The sequence below is a fragment of the Rheinheimera sp. genome (assembly GCF_030824435.1).
Lineage (GTDB): Bacteria > Pseudomonadota > Gammaproteobacteria > Enterobacterales > Alteromonadaceae > Pararheinheimera.
Window position 1 is genome coordinate 94,754 of record NZ_JAVBXS010000027.1, and the last position, 19,471, is coordinate 114,224.

Genomic DNA, 19,471 nt, shown 5'->3' on the forward strand with positions numbered 1-19,471 from the left:
GCGAGAGGAGCGATTCATGAGCAATTTAATGGCGCAAGCAGGCAATACCAAAGAACAGAATGATGTCGTGCTGCAATGGGTGACTTTTAAGCTGCAGGAAGAAACCTACGGTATTAATGTGATGCAGGTGCAGGAAGTATTGCGCTACACCGATATAGCTCCGGTACCTGGTGCGCCTTCTTATGTACTTGGTATTATCAACCTGCGCGGTAATGTGGTGACAGTCATTGACACCCGTTCACGTTTTGGTTTACCGCCAACAGACGTGACTGAAAACAGCCGTATTGTAATTATTGAAGCCGATAAACAAGTGATTGGTATTTTGGTCGACAGCGTGGCTGAAGTTGTTTATCTGCGTGGTTCAGAAATTGACACGGCACCTAATGTAGGCACTGATGAAAGCGCTAAGTTTATTCAGGGTGTATCAAACCGCGATGGCGAATTGCTGATCCTGGTTGACCTGAACAAACTACTGACTGATGAAGAGTGGGACGAAATTACCAGTATTTAATCAGGTCCTCCCCGTGTCTTTTCCTATCGAATGGTTAACTCTCGCCGTAGTACCGGCAGTAGCAATACTGCTGGTTTTTGTTGTTTTTTGGCAACACAGAATACAACAACAACAGCATCTGTTGTTGGTCGCACGCATGGAAGAGTTGCAGCAAGCGCTGAATCTGAGCCGTGCAGAAGTAGAAGAACTCAGAAATGGTGTTATTGGTGTGGGGCAACGTATTCTGACTGCCGAACGGCTGTTACAACAAATGCAGTTGCATCAGCAGACGCTGGCATCCGAACTTGAGCAGTTGTCAGAACATCAGCAAAAAATTCAGTTGGCGGATCCCGAATCCAAACTCTATAGCAGGGCGATGAAAATGGTGCAATTAGGCGCCGGCCTTGAAGAAATTATGCAGGAATGTGAATTGCCGCGTGCCGAAGCTGAGTTATTACTCAATCTGCATCGTCAGCAAAATGGCTGATGCCTGCGCTTGTTGTGTCAAATCAAGTCGAGACTAATTTAGCGAAAGTTGTAGATACGAAACTACGCCGCCAGTCGCCCATTTGTTTTTATCCCTAAGCTTTAGCTTTTATCTGTCTGCCGGCAATGCCATGCCAACTTTTGTCCCCGCTATTGTGCTGAAAAGCCTTGCCAATGCTGTGTTTAGCTGCAGTATCGGCGAGCACAATGCTGTTACTTTCAGCTGAGGTTTGATAAGCTGCAAATTATTTACGGCTAAGCTACGGAATCTGCTTATGTTAAAGGTACTCAGTGTGTTTGGAACCCGGCCTGAAGCCATTAAAATGGCGCCGCTGGTGAATTTATTAAAACAAGACCCCGCCATCGACAGCCGTGTTTGTGTAACAGGACAACACCGTGAAATGCTCGACCAGGTGCTGAAGCTGTTTCATATTGTGCCTGAATATGATTTGGCCATTATGAAAGCTGGTCAGGATTTATATGATGTCTCTACCAGTATTTTATTAAACATCAAACCTGTGCTGCGAGATTTCCAGCCTGACATAGTTCTGGTGCATGGCGACACCAGCACCACTTTTGCTGCTGCCCTGGCTTGTTATTATGAAAAAACAGCGGTAGGTCATGTGGAAGCAGGTTTGCGTACCGGCAATATTTACAGCCCATGGCCGGAAGAGGCTAACCGCCGTTTAACCGGTGCTATTACCACTTTACACTTTGCCCCTACCGCCACCTCACAGCATAACCTGCTTGCTGAAAATGTCGATCCGGTTAAAGTTTTTGTCACAGGCAATACTGTTATTGACGCATTACATCAGGTGGTCGCTAAAATTGATGCCGACCCGCAGCTGTCGGGCGATTTTGCCAGCAAATTTCCGTATGGTCAGGATGGTCGCAGGCTGATTCTGGTCACAGGCCATCGCCGTGAGAGTTTTGGTGCTGGTTTTGAAAACATCTGCGCTGCGCTAAAAGCTATTGCTGAACAATTCCCTGATGCCGACATTGTGTATCCGGTACATTTAAACCCGAATGTTCGTGAACCTGTATTCCGTTTACTCAGCAACGCTTCAAATGTGCATCTGATCGAACCTCAGGATTATTTACCTTTTGTCTATTTAATGAGCCGCAGTTATCTGGTACTGACCGACTCAGGTGGTATTCAGGAGGAAGCGCCTTCTTTAGGTAAACCTGTGCTGGTGATGCGCGACACCACAGAGCGGCCTGAAGCTGTTGCCGCAGGCACAGTTAAACTTGTGGGTACTGACAAAGACAAAATTGTTAATGAAGTCAGTAAACTGATGACCGATAGTCATTATTATCAGACCATGAGTTTTGCCCATAATCCATATGGTGATGGTCAGGCTTGTAGCCGCATTGTTGAGGCTATCAAAGCTTATTTTGTGAAATAATTAATTACAGTGGAGCAGGACACAGTGGTTTTGCCACCACTGTGTTTATCTGTGCCGGGTGTTCAGCTTCATGTGGTAAAAAAACAGCAACTGAATGCACAGCAACAAGGACAGCAGAGAGAGTTATGAATACATTTGAACAACGTCAGCAGCAACTGATAGCAACGCCAAAAACCTGGCTGGTGACGGGGTGTGCCGGTTTTATTGGCTCTAACTTATTAGAAACATTATTAAAACTGGATCAGAAGGTCGTTGGACTTGATAATTTTGCCACCGGCCACAGACATAATCTGCAGCAGGTGCAGGCTTTAGTCAGCCCGGCGCAGTGGCAGGGGTTTCGTTTTATTGAAGGCGACATCCGCGAACTGAGTGACTGTCAGGCTGCTGTTGCCGGCGTCGATTATGTGTTGCACCAGGCGGCTTTAGGTTCAGTACCACGTTCGATCAACGACCCGCTGGCCACTAATAACACCAATATCAACGGCTTTCTTAATATGTTGCAGGCAGCCAAAGAAGCGGGTGTACAAGGTTTTGTTTATGCTGCATCCAGTTCTACTTATGGCGATCATCCGGCTTTGCCCAAAGTAGAAGAAAATATTGGCAACCCTTTGTCACCTTATGCCGTGACCAAGTATGTGAATGAGTTATACGCCGATGTATTTTCCCGTTGTTATGGTTTTCACAGTACAGGCCTGCGTTATTTTAATGTGTTTGGCCCAAGGCAGGACCCCAATGGCGCTTATGCCGCTGTGATCCCCAAATGGACAGCTGCCATGCTGGCGAACGAAGATGTTGCGATCAATGGTGATGGTGAAACCAGCCGCGATTTTTGTTTTGTCGCCAATGCGGTTCAGGCCAATATTCTGGCAGCCACCACAGCCCTTGGCAAAAGCGAAGTGTTTAACGTCGCAGTGGGTGACAGAACCACATTAAATGATTTATTTCAGGCCATTCAGCAAACGCTCAGCGCCAATGGTGCCAACTATGGCAAAGAACCCCTGTATCGCGATTTTCGTGCCGGTGATGTACGCCATTCTCAGGCAGATGTCAGCAAAGCAGAAAGGCTGCTGGGGTATGTACCAGGCCATACACTGACTGCTGGTCTTGCCATTGCAATGCCTTGGTATATCCGCAATAACACAAAATGATCCGCCACTTCGGTTCTGTACAGCTCACAAAAAGGGATATTGAATGAAAGTCACAGTTTTTGGCATTGGGTATGTGGGTTTGGTGCAGGCCGCAGTGCTGGCCGAAGCCGGTCATAAAGTTTGTTGTGTTGATGTGAATCCAAAACGGGTGGCCGATTTAAAAGCCGGCATTATTCCGATTTTTGAACCTGGTTTATCAGCACTGGTGCAACAGGGCGTGGCACAAGGACAACTTGAGTTCACCACTGATGCTGCTGTTGGTGTGGAATTTGGCGAGTTACAGTTTATTGCTGTGGGTACACCACCGGACGAAGATGGCTCTGCTGATCTGCAATATGTGCTGAAAGTGGCCTCTAGCATTGCCGAACATATGACCAGCCCGAAGATTGTGATTAATAAATCGACTGTTCCTGTGGGCACGGGTGACAAAGTCAAGGCGGTGATAGCTGCCAGTCTGGCAAAACGCCAGGCCGACATTCAGTTTGCAGTAGTGTCTAATCCGGAGTTTTTAAAAGAAGGCGCTGCAGTGGCAGATTGTCAGCGGCCGGATCGTATTATTCTGGGCACAGATAACCCATGGGCAGAACAAAGTTTACGTGAGTTGTACGCACCATTTAACCGTAATCACGACAAAATTATTGTGATGGATGTACGCAGCGCAGAACTGACCAAATATGCCGCCAACTGTATGTTGGCGACCAAAATTAGTTTTATGAACGAAATGGCCAATCTGGCAGAGCTGCTTGGTGCTGATATTGAGCAGGTTCGCCATGGTATTGGTTCTGATCCCCGCATTGGTTACCACTTTATTTACCCTGGTTGTGGTTATGGCGGTTCTTGTTTTCCAAAAGACGTACAGGCATTAATCCGTACTGCGGAACAAACAGGTTATAACACCACGCTGTTAAAGTCGGTCGAAGCGGTGAACAACCAACAGAAACATAAGTTGTTTCAGAAACTTCAACAGCATTTTGGCGCCGATTTGTCCGGGAAAACTATTGCACTCTGGGGTTTAAGTTTTAAACCAAATACCGATGATATGCGCGAAGCGCCAAGCCGGGAGCTGATGGACGCTTTATGGGCTGCCGGCGCTAAGGTACAGGCTTTTGACCCTGAAGCTATGGAAGAAACCCAACGCATTTATGGCATCAGGCCGGATTTAAAGCTGGTTGGCACCAAAGAGGCAGCCTTGCATCAAGCCGATGTGTTGGTGATTTGTACCGAATGGAAAACCTTCAGATCTCCGGATTTTGACCAGTTAAAACAGAATTTGCGCCAGCCGGTGATAGTGGATGGCCGTAATCTGTTTGATCCGGTCAAAATGCAACAACTGGGCTTTTCTTATTACGCCATTGGGCGCGGTGACAGCGTCCGGCAGTATCCGCAGTAGTTGTGGTGGCATGACACAACAAACTGTCGGGTGGGTTAAATTGGTGTTAACAATTGATGCGCAATAACAAAGAGTAACATGGAAAAGGCTCGCCTAACGGTTTACAACCTGTGTAGAATATGCGGCCTTTCTGAGCTTGCCTGTGTGCAGTAAACCCTTGTGACACGCACCTTAAACTGATTTATTCAGACCGATAGTGCGCTCATACGGATATAAAAAAGCTGGAGTAAAACAGTGTTGGATTTCGTGAAAAAACTGGTGTTATGTTTGATGTTGGCGGCTTTTACTTTGCCGGCTGCTGCGGCGACCCCTTCGCCTGCCATGCTGGCGCAATTAAAAAAATTGCCAAGAGCTGAACAACAAAAAATCGCCAAACAATATGGTTTTGATTTATCTGTGCTGGACAACAAAGACAGTAAAAGCAAAACCTTTCAGGAAGCCGAAGATAAAAACAGTATCCCGGATCCTCTTGAGCCTGTTGAACGTTTTGACGAAGAAGACAAAGACCAACAAGACGAAAAAGATCCAAACAAACCAGAGCGTTATGGTCTGAAACTCTTTGACTCTACCATCAGCACTTTTGCCCCCGTGGATAATGTGCCTGTGCCGGACAGTTATATTCTGGGGCCGGACGATGAGTTATTGATCCAGCTGTATGGCAAACAAAGTTCCGAAGAAACAGTCACCATCAACAGAGATGGCTCTGTGCATATTCCTGGTTTTACACCGCTTAATGTGGCGGGTTTAACCTTTAAAAAAGCCAAAGCACTGATTTCTGACAGGTTAAGTCAGCAGAATATCGGTGTGGAAGCCGCAATCAGCATGGGCAAACTCCGTACTATTAATGTGTTTGTTTCAGGTGAAGCCAAATATCCGGGCAGCTATACCATTTCCGCTTTGTCCAGTGTCACTCAGGCGCTTTTTGTCGCCGGCGGTGTCAGCGATATTGGTAGCTTGCGCGAAATCAGTGTCAAACGTGCCGGTGTGGAAGTGGCGCAGTTTGATTTATACAGTTTGTTATTGCGTGGTGATTCCAGAGCCGATGTGCCACTGCAAAGTGGTGATGTTATTTTTATTGCACCGGTAAAGGCCATGGCAGAAGTGTCAGGTGAGGTCCAACGTCCGGCGCTTTATGAAGTGAAAAGTGGCGACACTGTGGGTCAACTGGTCGAGATGGCCGGTGGCAGCAAGGCCGGCGCTTTCCCGCGCTCTGTGGTGCTTGAACGCTTTAACGACATGAATGTACGCACCTTATTAAATCTTGACCTGACCAAAGCTGCCGATCAGCAGGTATTGGTACGAAATGGTGATGTATTGCGTATTGGCCAGACCTCCAACAGGGTAGAGAACATGGTCACTATGGCTGGTGCTGTGGTGCGGCCAGGTCAATATGCCTGGTATGAAGGCATGCGCGTCAGCAACCTGTTAAATTCACTGTGGTCAGATTTACATTTAACTGTGGATCTGGATTATGCCCTGGTAGTGCGGGAAACGTCAGACTTAGGTGAACTGAAAGTATTGCAGTTTAACCTTGGTAAAGCCATTACCGATCCGGGCAGTGCTGACAACCTGACCTTATCGGCGCGCGATTTGGTGCTGGTGTTTCATTATGGTGAAGAAACTTATGCCCGGCCTGAGCTGGATACCTATGTGTTTACCAAGCTGAAAAAGCAGTACAAAGAAAAAGAACTGTTTGCCAAGCCTGAAAGTGAACTGGATGAAAATGCACCACCGCCATTTGCGCTGGATGTGGCTAATATCAGCAGTCAGGCTTTTGCCGCTTTGTCAGAGAAAATTGAAACTCAGGTAACCAAACCCGGTGTTGCACCGGAAGTGAAAAAAATACCTCAGAAAGAGGCTCATAGGGCTTATCTGAAATTTATTCTGTCTGACTTGTTTAAAAAACTTTATGTTGATGCTGACGCGTTAAAGATGTCGGCTCATCTGACCCGCACCGAGTTATTGTACCCGTTGCTGCAACGCTTAAAACAACAAGCCAAATTTAATGCTGCCACTCAGCTGCTGACAGTGAATGGTGAAGTAAAGGTGCCTGGTGAATATCCACTGGTGCAAAATGGCACTGTAGTGCAGGCCATTCTGGCTGCAGGTGGTCTGAATGATGGTGCTTATCTGGAAAGAGCTGAGATCACCAGGGCTATGAGTCAAAAAGAAAACCAGTCCGGTATGCGTATTGAGCATATTTCGGTCAATCTGGCTGACCAGTTGCAAGGTGTAACACAACAAACAATGCAAAGCCGGGACAGGTTAACTGTGTTTGCAGTACCGGACTGGAATGTGGAACGTACTATCCGTATTTCAGGCCAGGTTCGTTTCCCTGGTACCTATACCATTCAACAAGGTGAAAAATTATCTTCTGTGATGGCAAGAGCCGGTGGTTTAACCGCAGATGCTTATGCCTCCGGCGCTATTTTTACCAGAGCGCAAATTCGTGAGCAGGAAACCATGCAGCTGAACAAACTGATGCAACAACTGCGTTCAGATATTGCTGCCAAGAACCTGTCGGCAGAAGAAGAAACGGCGCAAACCAAACCTGAAGACGCCATTATGATGATTGCTGAAATTGAAAAAACCAAACCTATTGGCCGTCTGGTTATTGATTTGGAAGCCGTTGCCAACGCCGAACCACAATTTGATTTGCTGGTGGAAGAAGGGGATGAGCTTTTTGTGCCTTATATTCAGACCACAGTATCAGTGGTTGGTGAAGTGCAGCATGCTTCCAGTCACAGATTTAAAGCCGGCATGACTGTGGATGATTACCTGCAGCTTGCAGGTGGTTTCCGTAAACGTGCGGATGATGAACGTGTTTATGTGATTCGTGCCGATGGTTCAGTTTTTGTACCCAACAGAGGCGCCTGGTTTGCAGTTGCCGACCAGACCCTGTTGCCAGGCGATACGATAGTAGTGCCGCTGGATACTGACTACACCACCAGATTGTCGTTGTGGACCAAAGTCACAGCCATTATCTCGCAAAGTGTGGTGGCGTTGGCTGCAGTCAATAACCTGACGAATTAACGGCAAAGGAAAGTATCTTTGAATCAGCATATACAAAATGATCAGGTGGAGCTGGGACAGTTTGTGACTGTGATGTTCCGCCTGAAGTGGTGGGTGATATTTTGTTGTGGTCTGGCAGCTGCACTGGCTATTTGGTTTAGTTTGCAGTTACCCAACCAGTATCGTTCAGAAACCATTTTACTGCCGGCCAACGAAACCGTTGGTAAAAGTGGTGGCCTGTCGTCGCAGCTTGGCAGCCTGGGGGCTATTGCCGGATTAAGTCTGGGTGGTGGTGGCGAGAAAAAATCGCAAATTGCTTTGCAACTGATGAAATCCCGTGAGTTTTTCGCCGAGTTTAATCAAAAACACAATCTGACTGTGGCTTTGATGGCCGCTAATGGCTGGAACCCAACAACGGGTGAGCTGAGTTATGACGAAGAGATTTACGATATTAAAACCAAAAGTTGGGTGCGTGAACCCAAGGAACTGAGGGCCGCTGAGCCTGGTAATAACGAAATTTACGATCAGTTTATGAAACGTTTGGTGATTTTTCAGGAAAAACAAACAGGCGTTATTACTGTTTCGCTTGAATTTGTTTCACCGGATTTAGCTCAGCAATGGCTGCAGGCTTTTGTGACAGAAGTAAATGAAGCTATGCGGCGAAATGACATCAAAGAAGCAACCAGCACTATTGCTTATCTTGATAAGAAGCTGCAGGAAACGCAGGTGACAGAAGTTCGTGAATTATTATTCGGTTTGCTGGAAGAAAATACCAAAACGTTGACCATGGCAACAGTCCGGCCTGATTATGTATTTAAACTGATAGATCCACCTTACCGGCCTGATCTGAAAGCTGGTCCTATGCGATCAGTGATCGTGTTAGGTTCAGTTTTGGGCAGTTTTATGTTGTTTTGTATTGTTGTCCTGTCGTCGATGGTGTTGCGTAGGGCTAATCAGTCAACTTCAAAATAGGATGTTATGAATGACGCATACCATAAAAGAAGTCAAAATTGCCGTTATCGGCCTGGGTTATGTCGGTTTGCCGCTGGCGGTTGAGTTTGGTAAAAAATACCCGACTTTGGGTTTTGATATTAATAAAGCCCGGATTGACGAGTTAAAAAGTGGACAAGACCACACACTCGAAGTCAGCCCGGACGAGCTGCGCGCTGCCGCACTGTTAAGTTACAGTTGTGAACTGGAGCAGTTAAAACAAGCCAATTTTTATATAGTGACAGTGCCAACCCCTATTGATGAGCATCGCCAACCTGATTTAACACCGCTGGTGAAGGCCTCTGAAACTCTGGGTAAAGTGATCAAGCCGGGCGACATAGTGGTGTATGAATCGACTGTTTACCCTGGTGCCACTGAAGAAGACTGTATTCCGGTGATTGAGCGTATTTCCGGTCTGAAGTTTAACCGCGATTTTTTTGCCGGTTACAGCCCGGAGCGTATCAACCCCGGTGATAAAGAACACCGGGTCACCAGCATTAAAAAAGTGACCTCAGGTTCAACCCCTGACATTGCTGAGTTTGTCGATTCTGTCTATCGCAGCATTATTCTGGCCGGCACTTATAAAGCATCCAGCATTAAAGTGGCAGAAGCAGCCAAGGTTATTGAAAACACCCAACGTGATTTAAACATTGCGTTAATTAACGAACTGGCGGTGATTTTTAATAAACTCGGCATCGACACTGAAGAAGTGTTGCTGGCAGCCGGCACCAAGTGGAATTTCCTGCCGTTCAGACCTGGTCTGGTTGGTGGCCATTGTATTGGTGTTGACCCTTATTACCTGACGCACAAAGCACAAGCCATTGGTTATCATCCGGAAGTGATACTTGCTGGTCGCCGTATCAATGATGGTATGAGCAAATATGTGGTGGCTCAGCTTGTGAAACAAATGATCAAACAGCAGATCAATGTGTCAGGAGCCAGAGTGCTGGTGCTGGGTTTAACTTTTAAAGAAAACTGCCCTGATATCCGTAATACCAAAGTGGTTGATATTCTGAGCGAATTAACCGAATACGGTATGTCCGCTGATGTTTACGACCCATGGATTGACCCGGCAGAAGCTCAGCACGAATATCAACTGACGCCAGTATCCACACCCGAACAAGGTGCTTATGATGCGGTGATCCTCGCCGTAGCGCATCAGCAGTTTAAACAGCTTGGCGCGGCCGGCATCCGCAGTTTTGGTAAAAAGTCGCATGTTCTTTATGATTTAAAATATCTGCTGCCACAACAAGACAGCGATCTGCGGCTCTGAGTGATTTTCGGGCTGAATTCCAACTTAATACTGATATAAAACAGAGACATGATGAAAATTTTGGTCACCGGCGGAGCCGGCTTTATTGGATCGGCTTTGGTCCGTTACATTATTGAACACACAGCGGATAGTGTGATTAATCTCGACAAACTGACTTATGCAGGCAATCTGGAGTCGGTGAACACTGTTGCGTCTAGTCCAAGGTATCAGTTTGTGCAGCTGGATATTAATGATGCGGCCGGTGTTCAGGCTGCGCTGGAGCAACATCAGCCAGATCTGGTGATGCATCTGGCGGCCGAAAGCCATGTAGACCGCTCTATTGACGGACCTTCTGCTTTTATTCAGACCAATATTGTCGGCACCTATACCTTACTTGAAGCCTGCCGTCATTATTGGCAACAGTTGCCACAGCCGCAAAAAGACGTTTTTCGTTTTCATCATATTTCCACCGACGAAGTTTATGGCGATTTGCACGGCACCGACGATTTGTTTACCGAACAAACACCTTATGCCCCAAGCAGCCCTTATTCAGCCTCTAAAGCGGCCAGCGACCATTTAGTGCGGGCCTGGCACCGCACCTATGGTTTGCCGGTGGTGCTGACCAACTGTTCGAATAACTACGGGCCTTATCATTTTCCGGAAAAACTGATCCCGCTGATGATTTTAAATGCTTTGTCCGGCAAGGCATTGCCGGTGTATGGCAAAGGCAATCAGGTGCGTGATTGGCTTTTTGTCGAAGATCATGCCAGAGCGCTTTATCAGGTGGTGACCCGGGGTGTTGTTGGCGAAACCTACAATATTGGTGGCCATAACGAAAAACAGAATATCGAAGTGGTACAGAGTATCTGTGCTCTGCTCGAAGAGCTGGCACCAGAAAAGCCGGCCGGTGTGTTGCATTATCGCGATCTCATCACTTATGTGCAGGACAGACCTGGCCATGATCTGCGTTATGCCATAGACGCCGGCAAAATTGAGCGCGAGCTTGGTTGGAAACCAGAAGAAAGTTTCGACAGCGGACTGCGTAAAACTGTGTTGTGGTATTTAAATAACCAGAGTTGGTGGCAGGCGGTGCTGGATGGTAGTTATCAGCTGGAACGACTAGGGGCAGGGAGCAACAAATGAAAGGTATCGTATTAGCAGGCGGCTCAGGCAGCCGTTTATATCCAATTACACTGGGCGTGTCGAAACAGCTGTTACCTATTTACGACAAGCCGATGATTTATTATCCGTTGTCGGTGCTGATGCTGGCCGGCATCCGCGATATTTTAATTATTACCACACCTGAAGATCAGGCCGGTTTTCAGCGTTTGCTTGGTGATGGTGCTAATTTTGGCATCCATTTAACTTACGCCGTACAACCGAGCCCCGACGGTCTGGCCCAGGCTTTTATTCTGGGTGAAGACTTTATCGGCAATGATTCTGTCTGTCTGGTGCTGGGTGACAATATTTTTTATGGTCAGGGTTTTAGTCCCAAGCTGAAAAAAGCCGCATCGCGCAGCCATGGCGCCACTATTTTTGGTTATCAGGTGAAAGATCCGGAACGTTTTGGTGTGGTCGAGTTTGATGCCAACCAAAAAGTATTATCTATTGAAGAAAAACCAGCCAAACCCAAATCTAACTATGCAGCCACAGGTTTGTATTTTTATGACAACCAGGTGACGGCAATTGCCAAGTCCATTCAGCCGTCGGCACGGGGTGAACTGGAAATTACCACTGTCAATCAGGTGTATCTGGAGCAAGGCAGTTTGCAGATGGAGATGCTCGGCCGTGGTTTTGCCTGGTTGGATACCGGCACACACGAGAGCTTGCTGGATGCCAGTATGTTTGTGCAAACCATTGAACACCGTCAGGGTTTTAAAATAGCGGCGCTGGAAGAAATTGCCTACAACCAGGGCTGGATCAGTGCTGAGTTTTTATTATCAAGGGCTGCGACTATGCAAAAAAACAGTTATGGCCAGTACTTGTCTGAGTTGGTGAAATAATGACTATTCCGGTAAACCGGCCTTATCAGCCACCTTTTGCGCAGTATCAGCAGTATTTACAGCAGGCTTTTGATCGCAACTGGCTGACCAATAATGGTCCTTTGTGCCAGTTATTAAAAGTGCGGCTGGAAGAGTACCTTGGTGTTAAAAATTTATTGTTGGTGGCCAACGGCACGCTCGCGATGCAGCTGGCGTACCGCGCGCTGGATGTCAAAGGGCAGGCTATTACCACGCCTTTTACCTTTATTGCCAGCAGCAGTTCTTTGTTATGGGAAGGTATTACCCCACGTTTTGCCGACATTGATGCCCAGAGTTTTAATCTGAGTCCGGCGGCAACCGCCGCTATGCTGAGCAGTGATCTGAGTGCAGAGGTCAGCGCTATAGTGCCGGTGCATGTGTATGGCAATCCTTGTGATGTGCATGCTTTTGAGCAGATAGGCGCAAAACACCAGCTGAAAGTGATTTATGACGCTGCTCATGCTTTTGGTATTCAGCTGGCAGGTCGCAGTGTGCTGAGTTTTGGTGACGCTGCTACTTTAAGTTTTCATGCCACCAAGGTGTTTCACACTGTCGAAGGTGGTGCTGTTATTTTCCGGGATGCTGATGCATATCAACGTGCTGAGCGGATGATTAATTTTGGTATTGATAACAAAGACGGCACTATTTCCGGCCCCGGCATTAACTGCAAAATGAGTGAAGTGCATGCCGCCATGGGGCTGGCAGTGCTGGATAATATTGACCAAATTCTGGAAAAACGGCAGCAAAATTATCAGCAATATCTGCGTTTGTTGTCGCCTTATCTACAAACGCCCTTATGGGCCGAAAACGCCAGTAGCAATGGTGCTTATTTCCCTATTTTGTGCCCAACTGCTGCGGCAGCAAGCAAGGTGATGCAACATCTGGCGGCACATCAGGTGACAGCACGGCGTTATTTTGCACCATCCATCAATACGTTAGCCACATATCAGACCTTAGGCTATCAGTCTTGCCCTGTGTCGGAAGATTACGCCAACCGGACTTTATGTCTGCCGCTTTATTACGACTTAACTGAAACTGAAATTAACTTTGTCGCCAAACTTGTGCTGGAGTGCCTCTGAGATGGCGTTGTTAAGTCGTGAACAACTTGTCGCTATGGGTTTTGCAGCTGTCGGCGACAATGTGTTTATTTCCGACAAAGCCAGTTTTTATGGTTGTGGCCGTATCCGGATTGGCAACAATGTACGGATAGACGATTTTGTGGTGCTGTCGGCAGGTCAGGGCGGCATTGAACTTGGTGATTATATTCATATTGCGGTTTTTAGCAGCCTGATAGGTGCTGGCCGTATCCATCTGGCTGATTTTGCCAATATTTCATCCCGCGTTGCGATTTATAGCTCCAGTGACGATTATTCCGGCGCCACTATGACCAACCCTATGGTGCCTGACGAGTTTAAAGCTGTGCAGCACGCCGATGTTGTGATTGGCAAGCATGTGATCATCGGTTGTGGCACTGTGGTGTTGCCCGGCGTGACCTTGCATGAAGGCGCAGCAGTGGGAGCTTTAAGTTTGGTGAATCGCGACTGTGAGCCCTTTGCTGTTTATGCCGGTCAACCTGCCCGCAGAATCAAAGCCCGCTCCCGTGATTTGCTGCAACTGGAACAACAGCTGAAACAGCGGACCAGCCAGCAATGACACAAGTGTCCCTTCGTCTGAACCTGGTGGCTAATACCCTGGGGCAGATGTACAGCGCCATGCTTGGCATTCTGATGTTGCCGGTGTTTTATTCAGAAAATGTGCTGGGCGCTGAAAGTGTTGGTTTAATTGGCTTTTATACCATGCTGATGTTCTGGTTTAATTTGCTGGACATGGGCATCACACCCACCCTCAGCCGCGAAACCACCCGGTTTTTAACCGCCAGTTCTTCCAGAGATCATTTTTATTCGTTGTTAATGCCTGTACTGGTGTTTTTTGTGTTGGTGTCTTTGCTGGCCGGCTTGTTGTTATTTTTTAATGCCCGGTTTGTGGTGGAGCATTGGTTACAGGACTCTTCGCTGGCAAAAGACGATCTGGTTGCAGCTGTGCAATGTATGGCGATAGCTTTGGCGCTGCGCTGGAACAATGGTCTGATGCGCGGCATTATCACTGGCGCTGAACGTTTGTTGTGGCTGAATCTGGTGAATAGTCTGGCAGTCACACTGCGTTTTGTGCTGGTTATCCCCATCATGATGCTGTTTGGTTTTAATATTCTGGTGTTTTTTGTGGTTCAGGTGCTGGCCGCAGTGGTTGAGTATGTGCTGATGCTGGCAAAATCCCGCCAACTGGTGTGGTCGGGCATGACCGACTGGACATTCAGCTGGCAACCTTTACAACAAACCTTAAGGTTTTCGTTGTCTGTTGCCTTGTTGTCGTTGTTAGGTGTGGCCATGACGCAACTGGATAAACTGGCGCTTTCATCCATGCTGGCGCTTAGAGATTATGGTGATGTCACAGTGGCGGCAACCTTGGCTTCAGGCTTATTGATGGTGGGGGTGATGTTCAGTGGGGCCATTTTACCGCGTTTAACCGCAACTTATTGTCAGCATGATCTGGATGGACATTTTCGTTTATACCGCAATATGACACAGTGGCTGACAGTGCTGGCCGGCAGTACTGCGCTGGTGATTATTTTTGCCGCCAAACCTTTGTTATTCAGTTGGATAGGCGAAGCTGAGCTATCGCAGCTGATGCTGGATTTGTTGCCATGGTATTGTCTGGGCAGTTTTCTGATGCTGCTCAACGGTCAGGTTTATTATCTGCAGTACGCCAGAGGTGAGTTGAAACTTCACCTGCGTGCCCAACTTATTATGGTGCTGGTGTGGGTTTTGGCCCTTTATCTGACTTTAAGTCAGGCCGGCGCACAAGCCGCAGCCATCGCCTGGTGTGTGATTCAGTTTTTGCTGTTTTTAGTTTATACACCGCTGGTGCATCGTTGTTACAAACCTGGTTTGCATCAAAGCTGGTTGTGGCGGGATATTGTCGTCATTTTATTACCGGCTCTGCTGTTGAATGTGTTGTTGCAACACCTTCAGCCTGAGCTGCGAAGCAGGGTGCTGAATTTTGGTTATGTGGTGCTGTTGTGGTGTCTGACTATTGTTGTTGCCAGTGTCAGTTCGTCGGATCTCAGATCACGTCTGCGTTATAGGTTCGGAATTTAATATGGAAAAAATTGATCTGGCAAAGCCCGGTGCCGTGTTGTTTTTAGGCACCATGAATGCAATGCCAATGATGTATGCGCTGGCTTTAAAAGAAATGGGCCAGCAGGTGTTGTATCTGGTTGATGTGCCTGCAACAGATAAATTATCCAGACCTGAACATCAGTACCGGCAAATCAGTTACCCCTATCCGGACTGGATAGTAGAAATGGTGTTACCAAGCCAGTTATTGGTGTCGCTGTTGCCGTCACTGTTTTTATTGTGGTTAAAAACCAGGTTAAAACCACAACTGCAGGGGCAGAACATTAAAGCGGTGTTTTTGGGTGGGCAGTTTATTGCGTTAGCGCCGCTGTTTGGTGCACAAACCCAAAAATTATTATTGTCTTATGGGGCAGATCTGGAGTGGTTTTGTAATCCACAAAGGGTTGATGCACTGGCGGAAGAATTTAAAGCCAAGTCCTTTTTGCAATATTTGCCGGCCTGGCTCAGACATGGTTTGATAAATCGTATTGTACAGCGCAATTATCTGGGTGCACTTCAGTGTCAGACGCTGTTGTTTTTCCCGCCTGGTTTTAGTCAAACCGGTGATCTGATGGTGCAACAACTGCAGCAGCATGGTTTGCACTATATACCGCGGCTGGACGTTTCTTTTACACCGCTGCAGGGTTTTGACCGCAGTTACAAGCCGCGTCAAGGCGCTTTGCAAATTTTGTGTCCGGTTCGTTTTCATTATCAGGACATTTCGGCGCAGGCTTGTGGTGAAAACAAAGGCAATGATCTGATCATCCGGGCCCTTGCCCGTTTTGTGCAGCAATACCCGCAAGTGCAAATCCATTTTTTTGAGAAAGGCCCGGATGTGCAGAATGGCCGGGCGCTCTGCGACGAGCTGGGGTTGAGCCCTTATGTAGTGTGGCATCAACAAATGAGCTTACCAGAGCTGCTGGCACTGTATCAGCAGGCAGATATTTGTTTTGATCAGGTTGGTAATCACTGGATGGGGGCCGTTGGCATTTATGCGTTGTATTTTGGTAAACCGCTGATTGTGAATGCGGCCAACCTTCGCCATTTACCGCCTTTACCGCTGTTTCAGGCCTGCAATGAACAACAGATTTTTGATCATCTGCTGGCGCTGACCGACGAAGCGCTGGCAAAACTTTATTATCCAAAGGCGCTGGCCTGTGCCGAAGTTAACTTTGGCCCTGCGCACGTTTTGCAAGAGTTGGTCAGATGAAGATTTCTATTGTGACACCTGTGTTTAACCGTGCAACTTTGATGCATAAATCGTTACAAAGCAGTCTGGCGCTGGTAAATGCCGGTATTGCAGCTGAGCTGGTGGTGATTGACGATGCGTCTACTGACGATACTGTGCAGCAGTTACAACAGGCTTATTCAGCTGAGATCAAGGATGGCAGGATAAAATTCAGCACCTTGCCAGTCAACCTGGGGGTGGCCGGCGCGAAAAATGCCGGTGCTGCTTTGGCAACTGGTGATTGGCTGATTTTTATGGATTCTGACGACTGGTTTGTCAAAGACGCAGTGCCGGCCATGATAGAAGTGCTGCGGCAACAACAGCACTATGATGTGGTGTTTTTCCGTTGTCAGGATCAAAAGCAACAACAGCTGATTGGGGCTGAAGTGCCGGCAACAGACATAAGCCTCAAAACCTTGCTGAATGGCGGCACACCGGGTGAATGTTTACCTGTGGTAAAACGCCAAACCATGCTTGCCCACCCTTATCCAACGCGGTTAAGGGGCAGTGAAGGTCTGACTTATCTGCAGATCCTCAAAGCCGGCGGTTGTATTCATTTATCTGATTTGGTGGTGCGCGAATATGAAGACGCCGCCTTGGAACGTCTGAGTTCCAGAGCCGGCCTTCGAAAAAGAGCAGGCGCTTTATGTCTGCATAATCTGTGTTTGTTGTGTTATTTACCACAGGCCAGTGTCAAAACAGCGCTGGGCTGGTTTCTGAGAATTGGCTATTATGGCTTTTGGTTTTTACTCAACAAATTAAAAGGTCGTTAAGCTTGAATTCCGTTGCAATGACGACAGCTGAACCATTAAAAATCAGTCTGGTAAAAGCGGTTATGCTGATGATCGTTTGTATCCATACGCTGTTTTTTTACCTTTATCTGAGTAGTAATCTGGGTAACCTTGGACTTGGTGATCTGGGCATATACCAAATACAGTTCGCAAACATAATTAAATACAACGGCTTACAGAACAACACCGATCCTGGTTTTTATTATCTGATGATGTTTTATACAAAATATCTGAGTTTTGAGCTTTTTGTGACCAGCTGTTTTTTTGTGTTTTATCTGTCATTGATCAGGCCCTTTTATCACCTGTCCGAGGCTAAGTTGTTGGTGGTGTTGCTGTTTATTGTGATGATTTATTATCCGATGTACCAGTCGTTAAGTTCGTTAGTATTGCGCCAGGGCATGGGTTTTGCGTTTTTAATGTTCAGTGGTTTTTATTTCAACTCTCATCGTTTTTTGATGTCGACCTTAAAGATTTGTCTGGCAGCGTTATTTCATTTGTCGTTATTGTTTTATGTTCCTGTACTGGTGGTGAACCGGATGATTTCCAGTCTAAAACTACTGGTATTTTTCTGGTGTGGCATTGTCATGTTGTATGTGCTCGAAGTGCCAAACGCTTTTGTGGAGTTATTGCCAGGTGATTTATCCAGTATGGTGCGCGCTTTTAACATGGTGAATGACGATTATGTTGTAGGTTTTAAACCTTTGTTTTTATTATTGTCTGTGATCCCGTTTTTCCTGATGTTGCTGCGGCCTTATTATTATTATGTTGCTGCTGACAAACAGATGTTCGAAATTCTGAAGATATTTTTTGTGGCAAATGGTGCTGGTTTGTTATGCAGTGGTTTTCCTTATTACGACAGGGTGATGTTATTTTCCTGGGTGCTGGTGCCACTGATCTTTGTTAATTTCTGCGGTTTTTTATATTCAAAATTGCATCAGCCAGGAAAAGTGGTCGTATCGTGATTGTACATATCATTACCGGATTAGATGTCGGTGGCGCTGAAACCATGTTGTGCCGGCTGCTGTTGGCCAAAAGCCAGCCGGCAGAAGGCCAGATAGTCATTTCGCTCAAGACGGTTGGCCCTATTGGCGCTGAATTAAAACGTCACGGCGTGCGGGTTGAAGCTCTGGAAATGGGCGCCAATCTGCGTAGTCTGACTGTGTTATTTCGTCTCGTCAGGCTGTTAAAACAAATAAAACCTGATGTAGTGCAAACCTGGATGTACCACGCCGATTTATTGGGGGGTATTGCGGCACGTTTGGCTGGTGTCCCTAAGCTGGTGTGGGGTATCCGTGGCACCTTTACCCCTATTGGCCGCCCCTGGACCCACAGAGTGATGAAACTTTGTGCCTGGTTGTCAGCTTGGGTGCCCGATAAAATCCTCTGTGTGGCAGAGGCTGCCAAAGCCAGTCATATCGCTTATGGTTATGCGGCTGACAAAATGCTGGTGATCCCAAATGGCCTTGATTTTCAGGCCTTTGATAAGGCCAGACAACAAAACATAGACTTCAGGGCAGAGGCGGGCTGGTCAGCAGAAGATCTGCTGATTGGTTGTGTTGGCCGTTATCATCCGGATAAAGGTCAGGATTTGTTATTACAGGCTGCAACTTTGTTAAAGCAACGGACATCCGCCGCACGCTTTGTTATCATTGGCCGCGGCTGCGACCAGCATAATCCGCAGCTTGCCAGCTTGCTGGTGCAAGGACAATTACAACATGATGTGTTGTTGTTGGGGGAACGTGATGATATTCCGGCTTGTCTGGCCGCTTTAGATATTTTTTGTTTGCCTTCACGTACTGAAGGTTTTCCCAATGTGCTGGCGGAAGCTATGACAGCGGCGCTGCCTGCAGTGGCAACAAATGTCGGAGATGTTGCTTTGCTGGCTGGTGACAGTATGACTCTGGTTCCTGCCAATAATGCCGAAGCTTTAGCGGCACAGCTGGAAGTGATGCTCGATGAAAGCGCTGAAAGGCGCCATGCCATTGGGTTGGCGAATCGCCAGCGTGTGATGGACAATTTTTCTATAGCGGCGATCCGGCAACGGTATGACGCTTTTTATCAACAATTACAGGAGTTGTAGTCTT

At 47.2% G+C, this 19,471-nt stretch carries 17 protein-coding genes; all 17 read left to right on the top strand.

Features of this window, described 5'->3' with window-relative positions:
* The first annotated feature begins 16 nt into the window (after positions 1 to 16).
* The 17 genes from RCH83_RS07145 (at position 17) to RCH83_RS07225 (ending at position 19,467) form a co-directional block, all read left to right on the top strand.
* Positions 17 to 511, top strand: a complete 495-nt coding sequence (locus tag RCH83_RS07145; protein WP_373689755.1) for a chemotaxis protein CheW — start codon at positions 17 to 19, stop codon at positions 509 to 511.
* Positions 512 to 524: 13 nt separating this feature from the next.
* Positions 525 to 977 (top strand): DUF2802 domain-containing protein, encoded by a 453-nt coding sequence (locus tag RCH83_RS07150; RefSeq protein WP_306520457.1) that lies wholly within the window; start codon positions 525 to 527, stop codon positions 975 to 977.
* Positions 978 to 1,251: 274 nt separating this feature from the next.
* On the top strand, positions 1,252 to 2,382 hold the full coding sequence (gene wecB, locus RCH83_RS07155) for a non-hydrolyzing UDP-N-acetylglucosamine 2-epimerase (RefSeq protein ID WP_306520459.1): 1,131 nt from the start codon (positions 1,252 to 1,254) through the stop codon (positions 2,380 to 2,382).
* Between the two features lie 125 nt (positions 2,383 to 2,507).
* Positions 2,508 to 3,530, top strand: coding sequence for an SDR family oxidoreductase (locus RCH83_RS07160; protein ID WP_306520461.1), 1,023 nt, complete (start codon positions 2,508 to 2,510; stop codon positions 3,528 to 3,530).
* A gap of 43 nt (positions 3,531 to 3,573) precedes the next feature.
* The gene (locus RCH83_RS07165) at positions 3,574 to 4,920 is read left to right on the top strand and encodes a UDP-glucose/GDP-mannose dehydrogenase family protein (RefSeq protein ID WP_306520463.1); all 1,347 of its coding nucleotides are present in this window, start codon (positions 3,574 to 3,576) and stop codon (positions 4,918 to 4,920) included.
* A 234-nt stretch (positions 4,921 to 5,154) separates the two neighbouring features.
* Positions 5,155 to 7,953 carry an SLBB domain-containing protein gene (locus tag RCH83_RS07170; RefSeq protein WP_306520465.1) on the top strand — a complete coding sequence of 933 codons (2,799 nt, stop codon included), beginning with the start codon at positions 5,155 to 5,157 and terminating at the stop codon, positions 7,951 to 7,953.
* Between the two features lie 18 nt (positions 7,954 to 7,971).
* Entirely contained in the window at positions 7,972 to 8,904 is a 933-nt protein-coding gene (locus tag RCH83_RS07175) for a Wzz/FepE/Etk N-terminal domain-containing protein (RefSeq protein WP_306520467.1), read from the top strand.
* Positions 8,905 to 8,914: 10 nt separating this feature from the next.
* On the top strand, positions 8,915 to 10,195 hold the full coding sequence (gene tviB, locus RCH83_RS07180) for a Vi polysaccharide biosynthesis UDP-N-acetylglucosamine C-6 dehydrogenase TviB (RefSeq protein WP_306520469.1): 1,281 nt from the start codon (positions 8,915 to 8,917) through the stop codon (positions 10,193 to 10,195).
* A gap of 51 nt (positions 10,196 to 10,246) precedes the next feature.
* Entirely contained in the window at positions 10,247 to 11,317 is a 1,071-nt protein-coding gene (rfbB, locus tag RCH83_RS07185; RefSeq protein ID WP_373689756.1) for a dTDP-glucose 4,6-dehydratase, read from the top strand.
* Positions 11,314 to 12,177, top strand: a complete 864-nt coding sequence (gene rfbA / locus RCH83_RS07190) for a glucose-1-phosphate thymidylyltransferase RfbA (protein ID WP_306520473.1) — start codon at positions 11,314 to 11,316, stop codon at positions 12,175 to 12,177. Before rfbB ends, rfbA begins: the two co-directional genes overlap by 4 nt.
* Positions 12,177 to 13,274, top strand: coding sequence for a DegT/DnrJ/EryC1/StrS aminotransferase family protein (locus RCH83_RS07195; RefSeq protein WP_306520475.1), 1,098 nt, complete (start codon positions 12,177 to 12,179; stop codon positions 13,272 to 13,274). The genes rfbA and RCH83_RS07195 overlap by 1 nt, the downstream gene beginning before the upstream one ends.
* A 1-nt stretch (position 13,275) precedes the next feature.
* Entirely contained in the window at positions 13,276 to 13,848 is a 573-nt protein-coding gene (locus RCH83_RS07200; protein WP_306520477.1) for an acyltransferase, read from the top strand.
* Positions 13,845 to 15,350: a lipopolysaccharide biosynthesis protein gene (locus tag RCH83_RS07205; RefSeq protein ID WP_306520479.1), complete on the top strand. Its 1,506-nt coding sequence runs from the start codon at positions 13,845 to 13,847 to the stop codon at positions 15,348 to 15,350. The genes RCH83_RS07200 and RCH83_RS07205 overlap by 4 nt, the downstream gene beginning before the upstream one ends.
* Before the next feature lies 1 nt (position 15,351).
* On the top strand, positions 15,352 to 16,578 hold the full coding sequence (locus RCH83_RS07210; protein ID WP_306520481.1) for a glycosyltransferase: 1,227 nt from the start codon (positions 15,352 to 15,354) through the stop codon (positions 16,576 to 16,578).
* Positions 16,575 to 17,369: a glycosyltransferase family 2 protein gene (locus RCH83_RS07215; RefSeq protein ID WP_306520483.1), complete on the top strand. Its 795-nt coding sequence runs from the start codon at positions 16,575 to 16,577 to the stop codon at positions 17,367 to 17,369. Before RCH83_RS07210 ends, RCH83_RS07215 begins: the two co-directional genes overlap by 4 nt.
* A gap of 17 nt (positions 17,370 to 17,386) precedes the next feature.
* Positions 17,387 to 18,349 (top strand): EpsG family protein, encoded by a 963-nt coding sequence (locus RCH83_RS07220; RefSeq protein WP_306520485.1) that lies wholly within the window; start codon positions 17,387 to 17,389, stop codon positions 18,347 to 18,349.
* Positions 18,346 to 19,467, top strand: a complete 1,122-nt coding sequence (locus RCH83_RS07225; protein WP_306520487.1) for a glycosyltransferase — start codon at positions 18,346 to 18,348, stop codon at positions 19,465 to 19,467. Before RCH83_RS07220 ends, RCH83_RS07225 begins: the two co-directional genes overlap by 4 nt.
* Positions 19,468 to 19,471: the final 4 nt, after the last annotated feature.

Coding starts and splice junctions, on each gene's coding strand:
- RCH83_RS07145 (WP_373689755.1), top strand. CDS start 17: ATGAGCAATTTAATGGCGCAAGCAGGCAATACCAAAGAACAGAATGAT.
- wecB (WP_306520459.1), top strand. CDS start 1,252: ATGTTAAAGGTACTCAGTGTGTTTGGAACCCGGCCTGAAGCCATTAAA.
- RCH83_RS07160 (WP_306520461.1), top strand. CDS start 2,508: ATGAATACATTTGAACAACGTCAGCAGCAACTGATAGCAACGCCAAAA.
- RCH83_RS07165 (WP_306520463.1), top strand. CDS start 3,574: ATGAAAGTCACAGTTTTTGGCATTGGGTATGTGGGTTTGGTGCAGGCC.
- tviB (WP_306520469.1), top strand. CDS start 8,915: ATGACGCATACCATAAAAGAAGTCAAAATTGCCGTTATCGGCCTGGGT.
- rfbB (WP_373689756.1), top strand. CDS start 10,247: ATGAAAATTTTGGTCACCGGCGGAGCCGGCTTTATTGGATCGGCTTTG.
- rfbA (WP_306520473.1), top strand. CDS start 11,314: ATGAAAGGTATCGTATTAGCAGGCGGCTCAGGCAGCCGTTTATATCCA.
- RCH83_RS07195 (WP_306520475.1), top strand. CDS start 12,177: ATGACTATTCCGGTAAACCGGCCTTATCAGCCACCTTTTGCGCAGTAT.
- RCH83_RS07200 (WP_306520477.1), top strand. CDS start 13,276: ATGGCGTTGTTAAGTCGTGAACAACTTGTCGCTATGGGTTTTGCAGCT.
- RCH83_RS07205 (WP_306520479.1), top strand. CDS start 13,845: ATGACACAAGTGTCCCTTCGTCTGAACCTGGTGGCTAATACCCTGGGG.
- RCH83_RS07210 (WP_306520481.1), top strand. CDS start 15,352: ATGGAAAAAATTGATCTGGCAAAGCCCGGTGCCGTGTTGTTTTTAGGC.
- RCH83_RS07215 (WP_306520483.1), top strand. CDS start 16,575: ATGAAGATTTCTATTGTGACACCTGTGTTTAACCGTGCAACTTTGATG.
- RCH83_RS07220 (WP_306520485.1), top strand. CDS start 17,387: ATGACGACAGCTGAACCATTAAAAATCAGTCTGGTAAAAGCGGTTATG.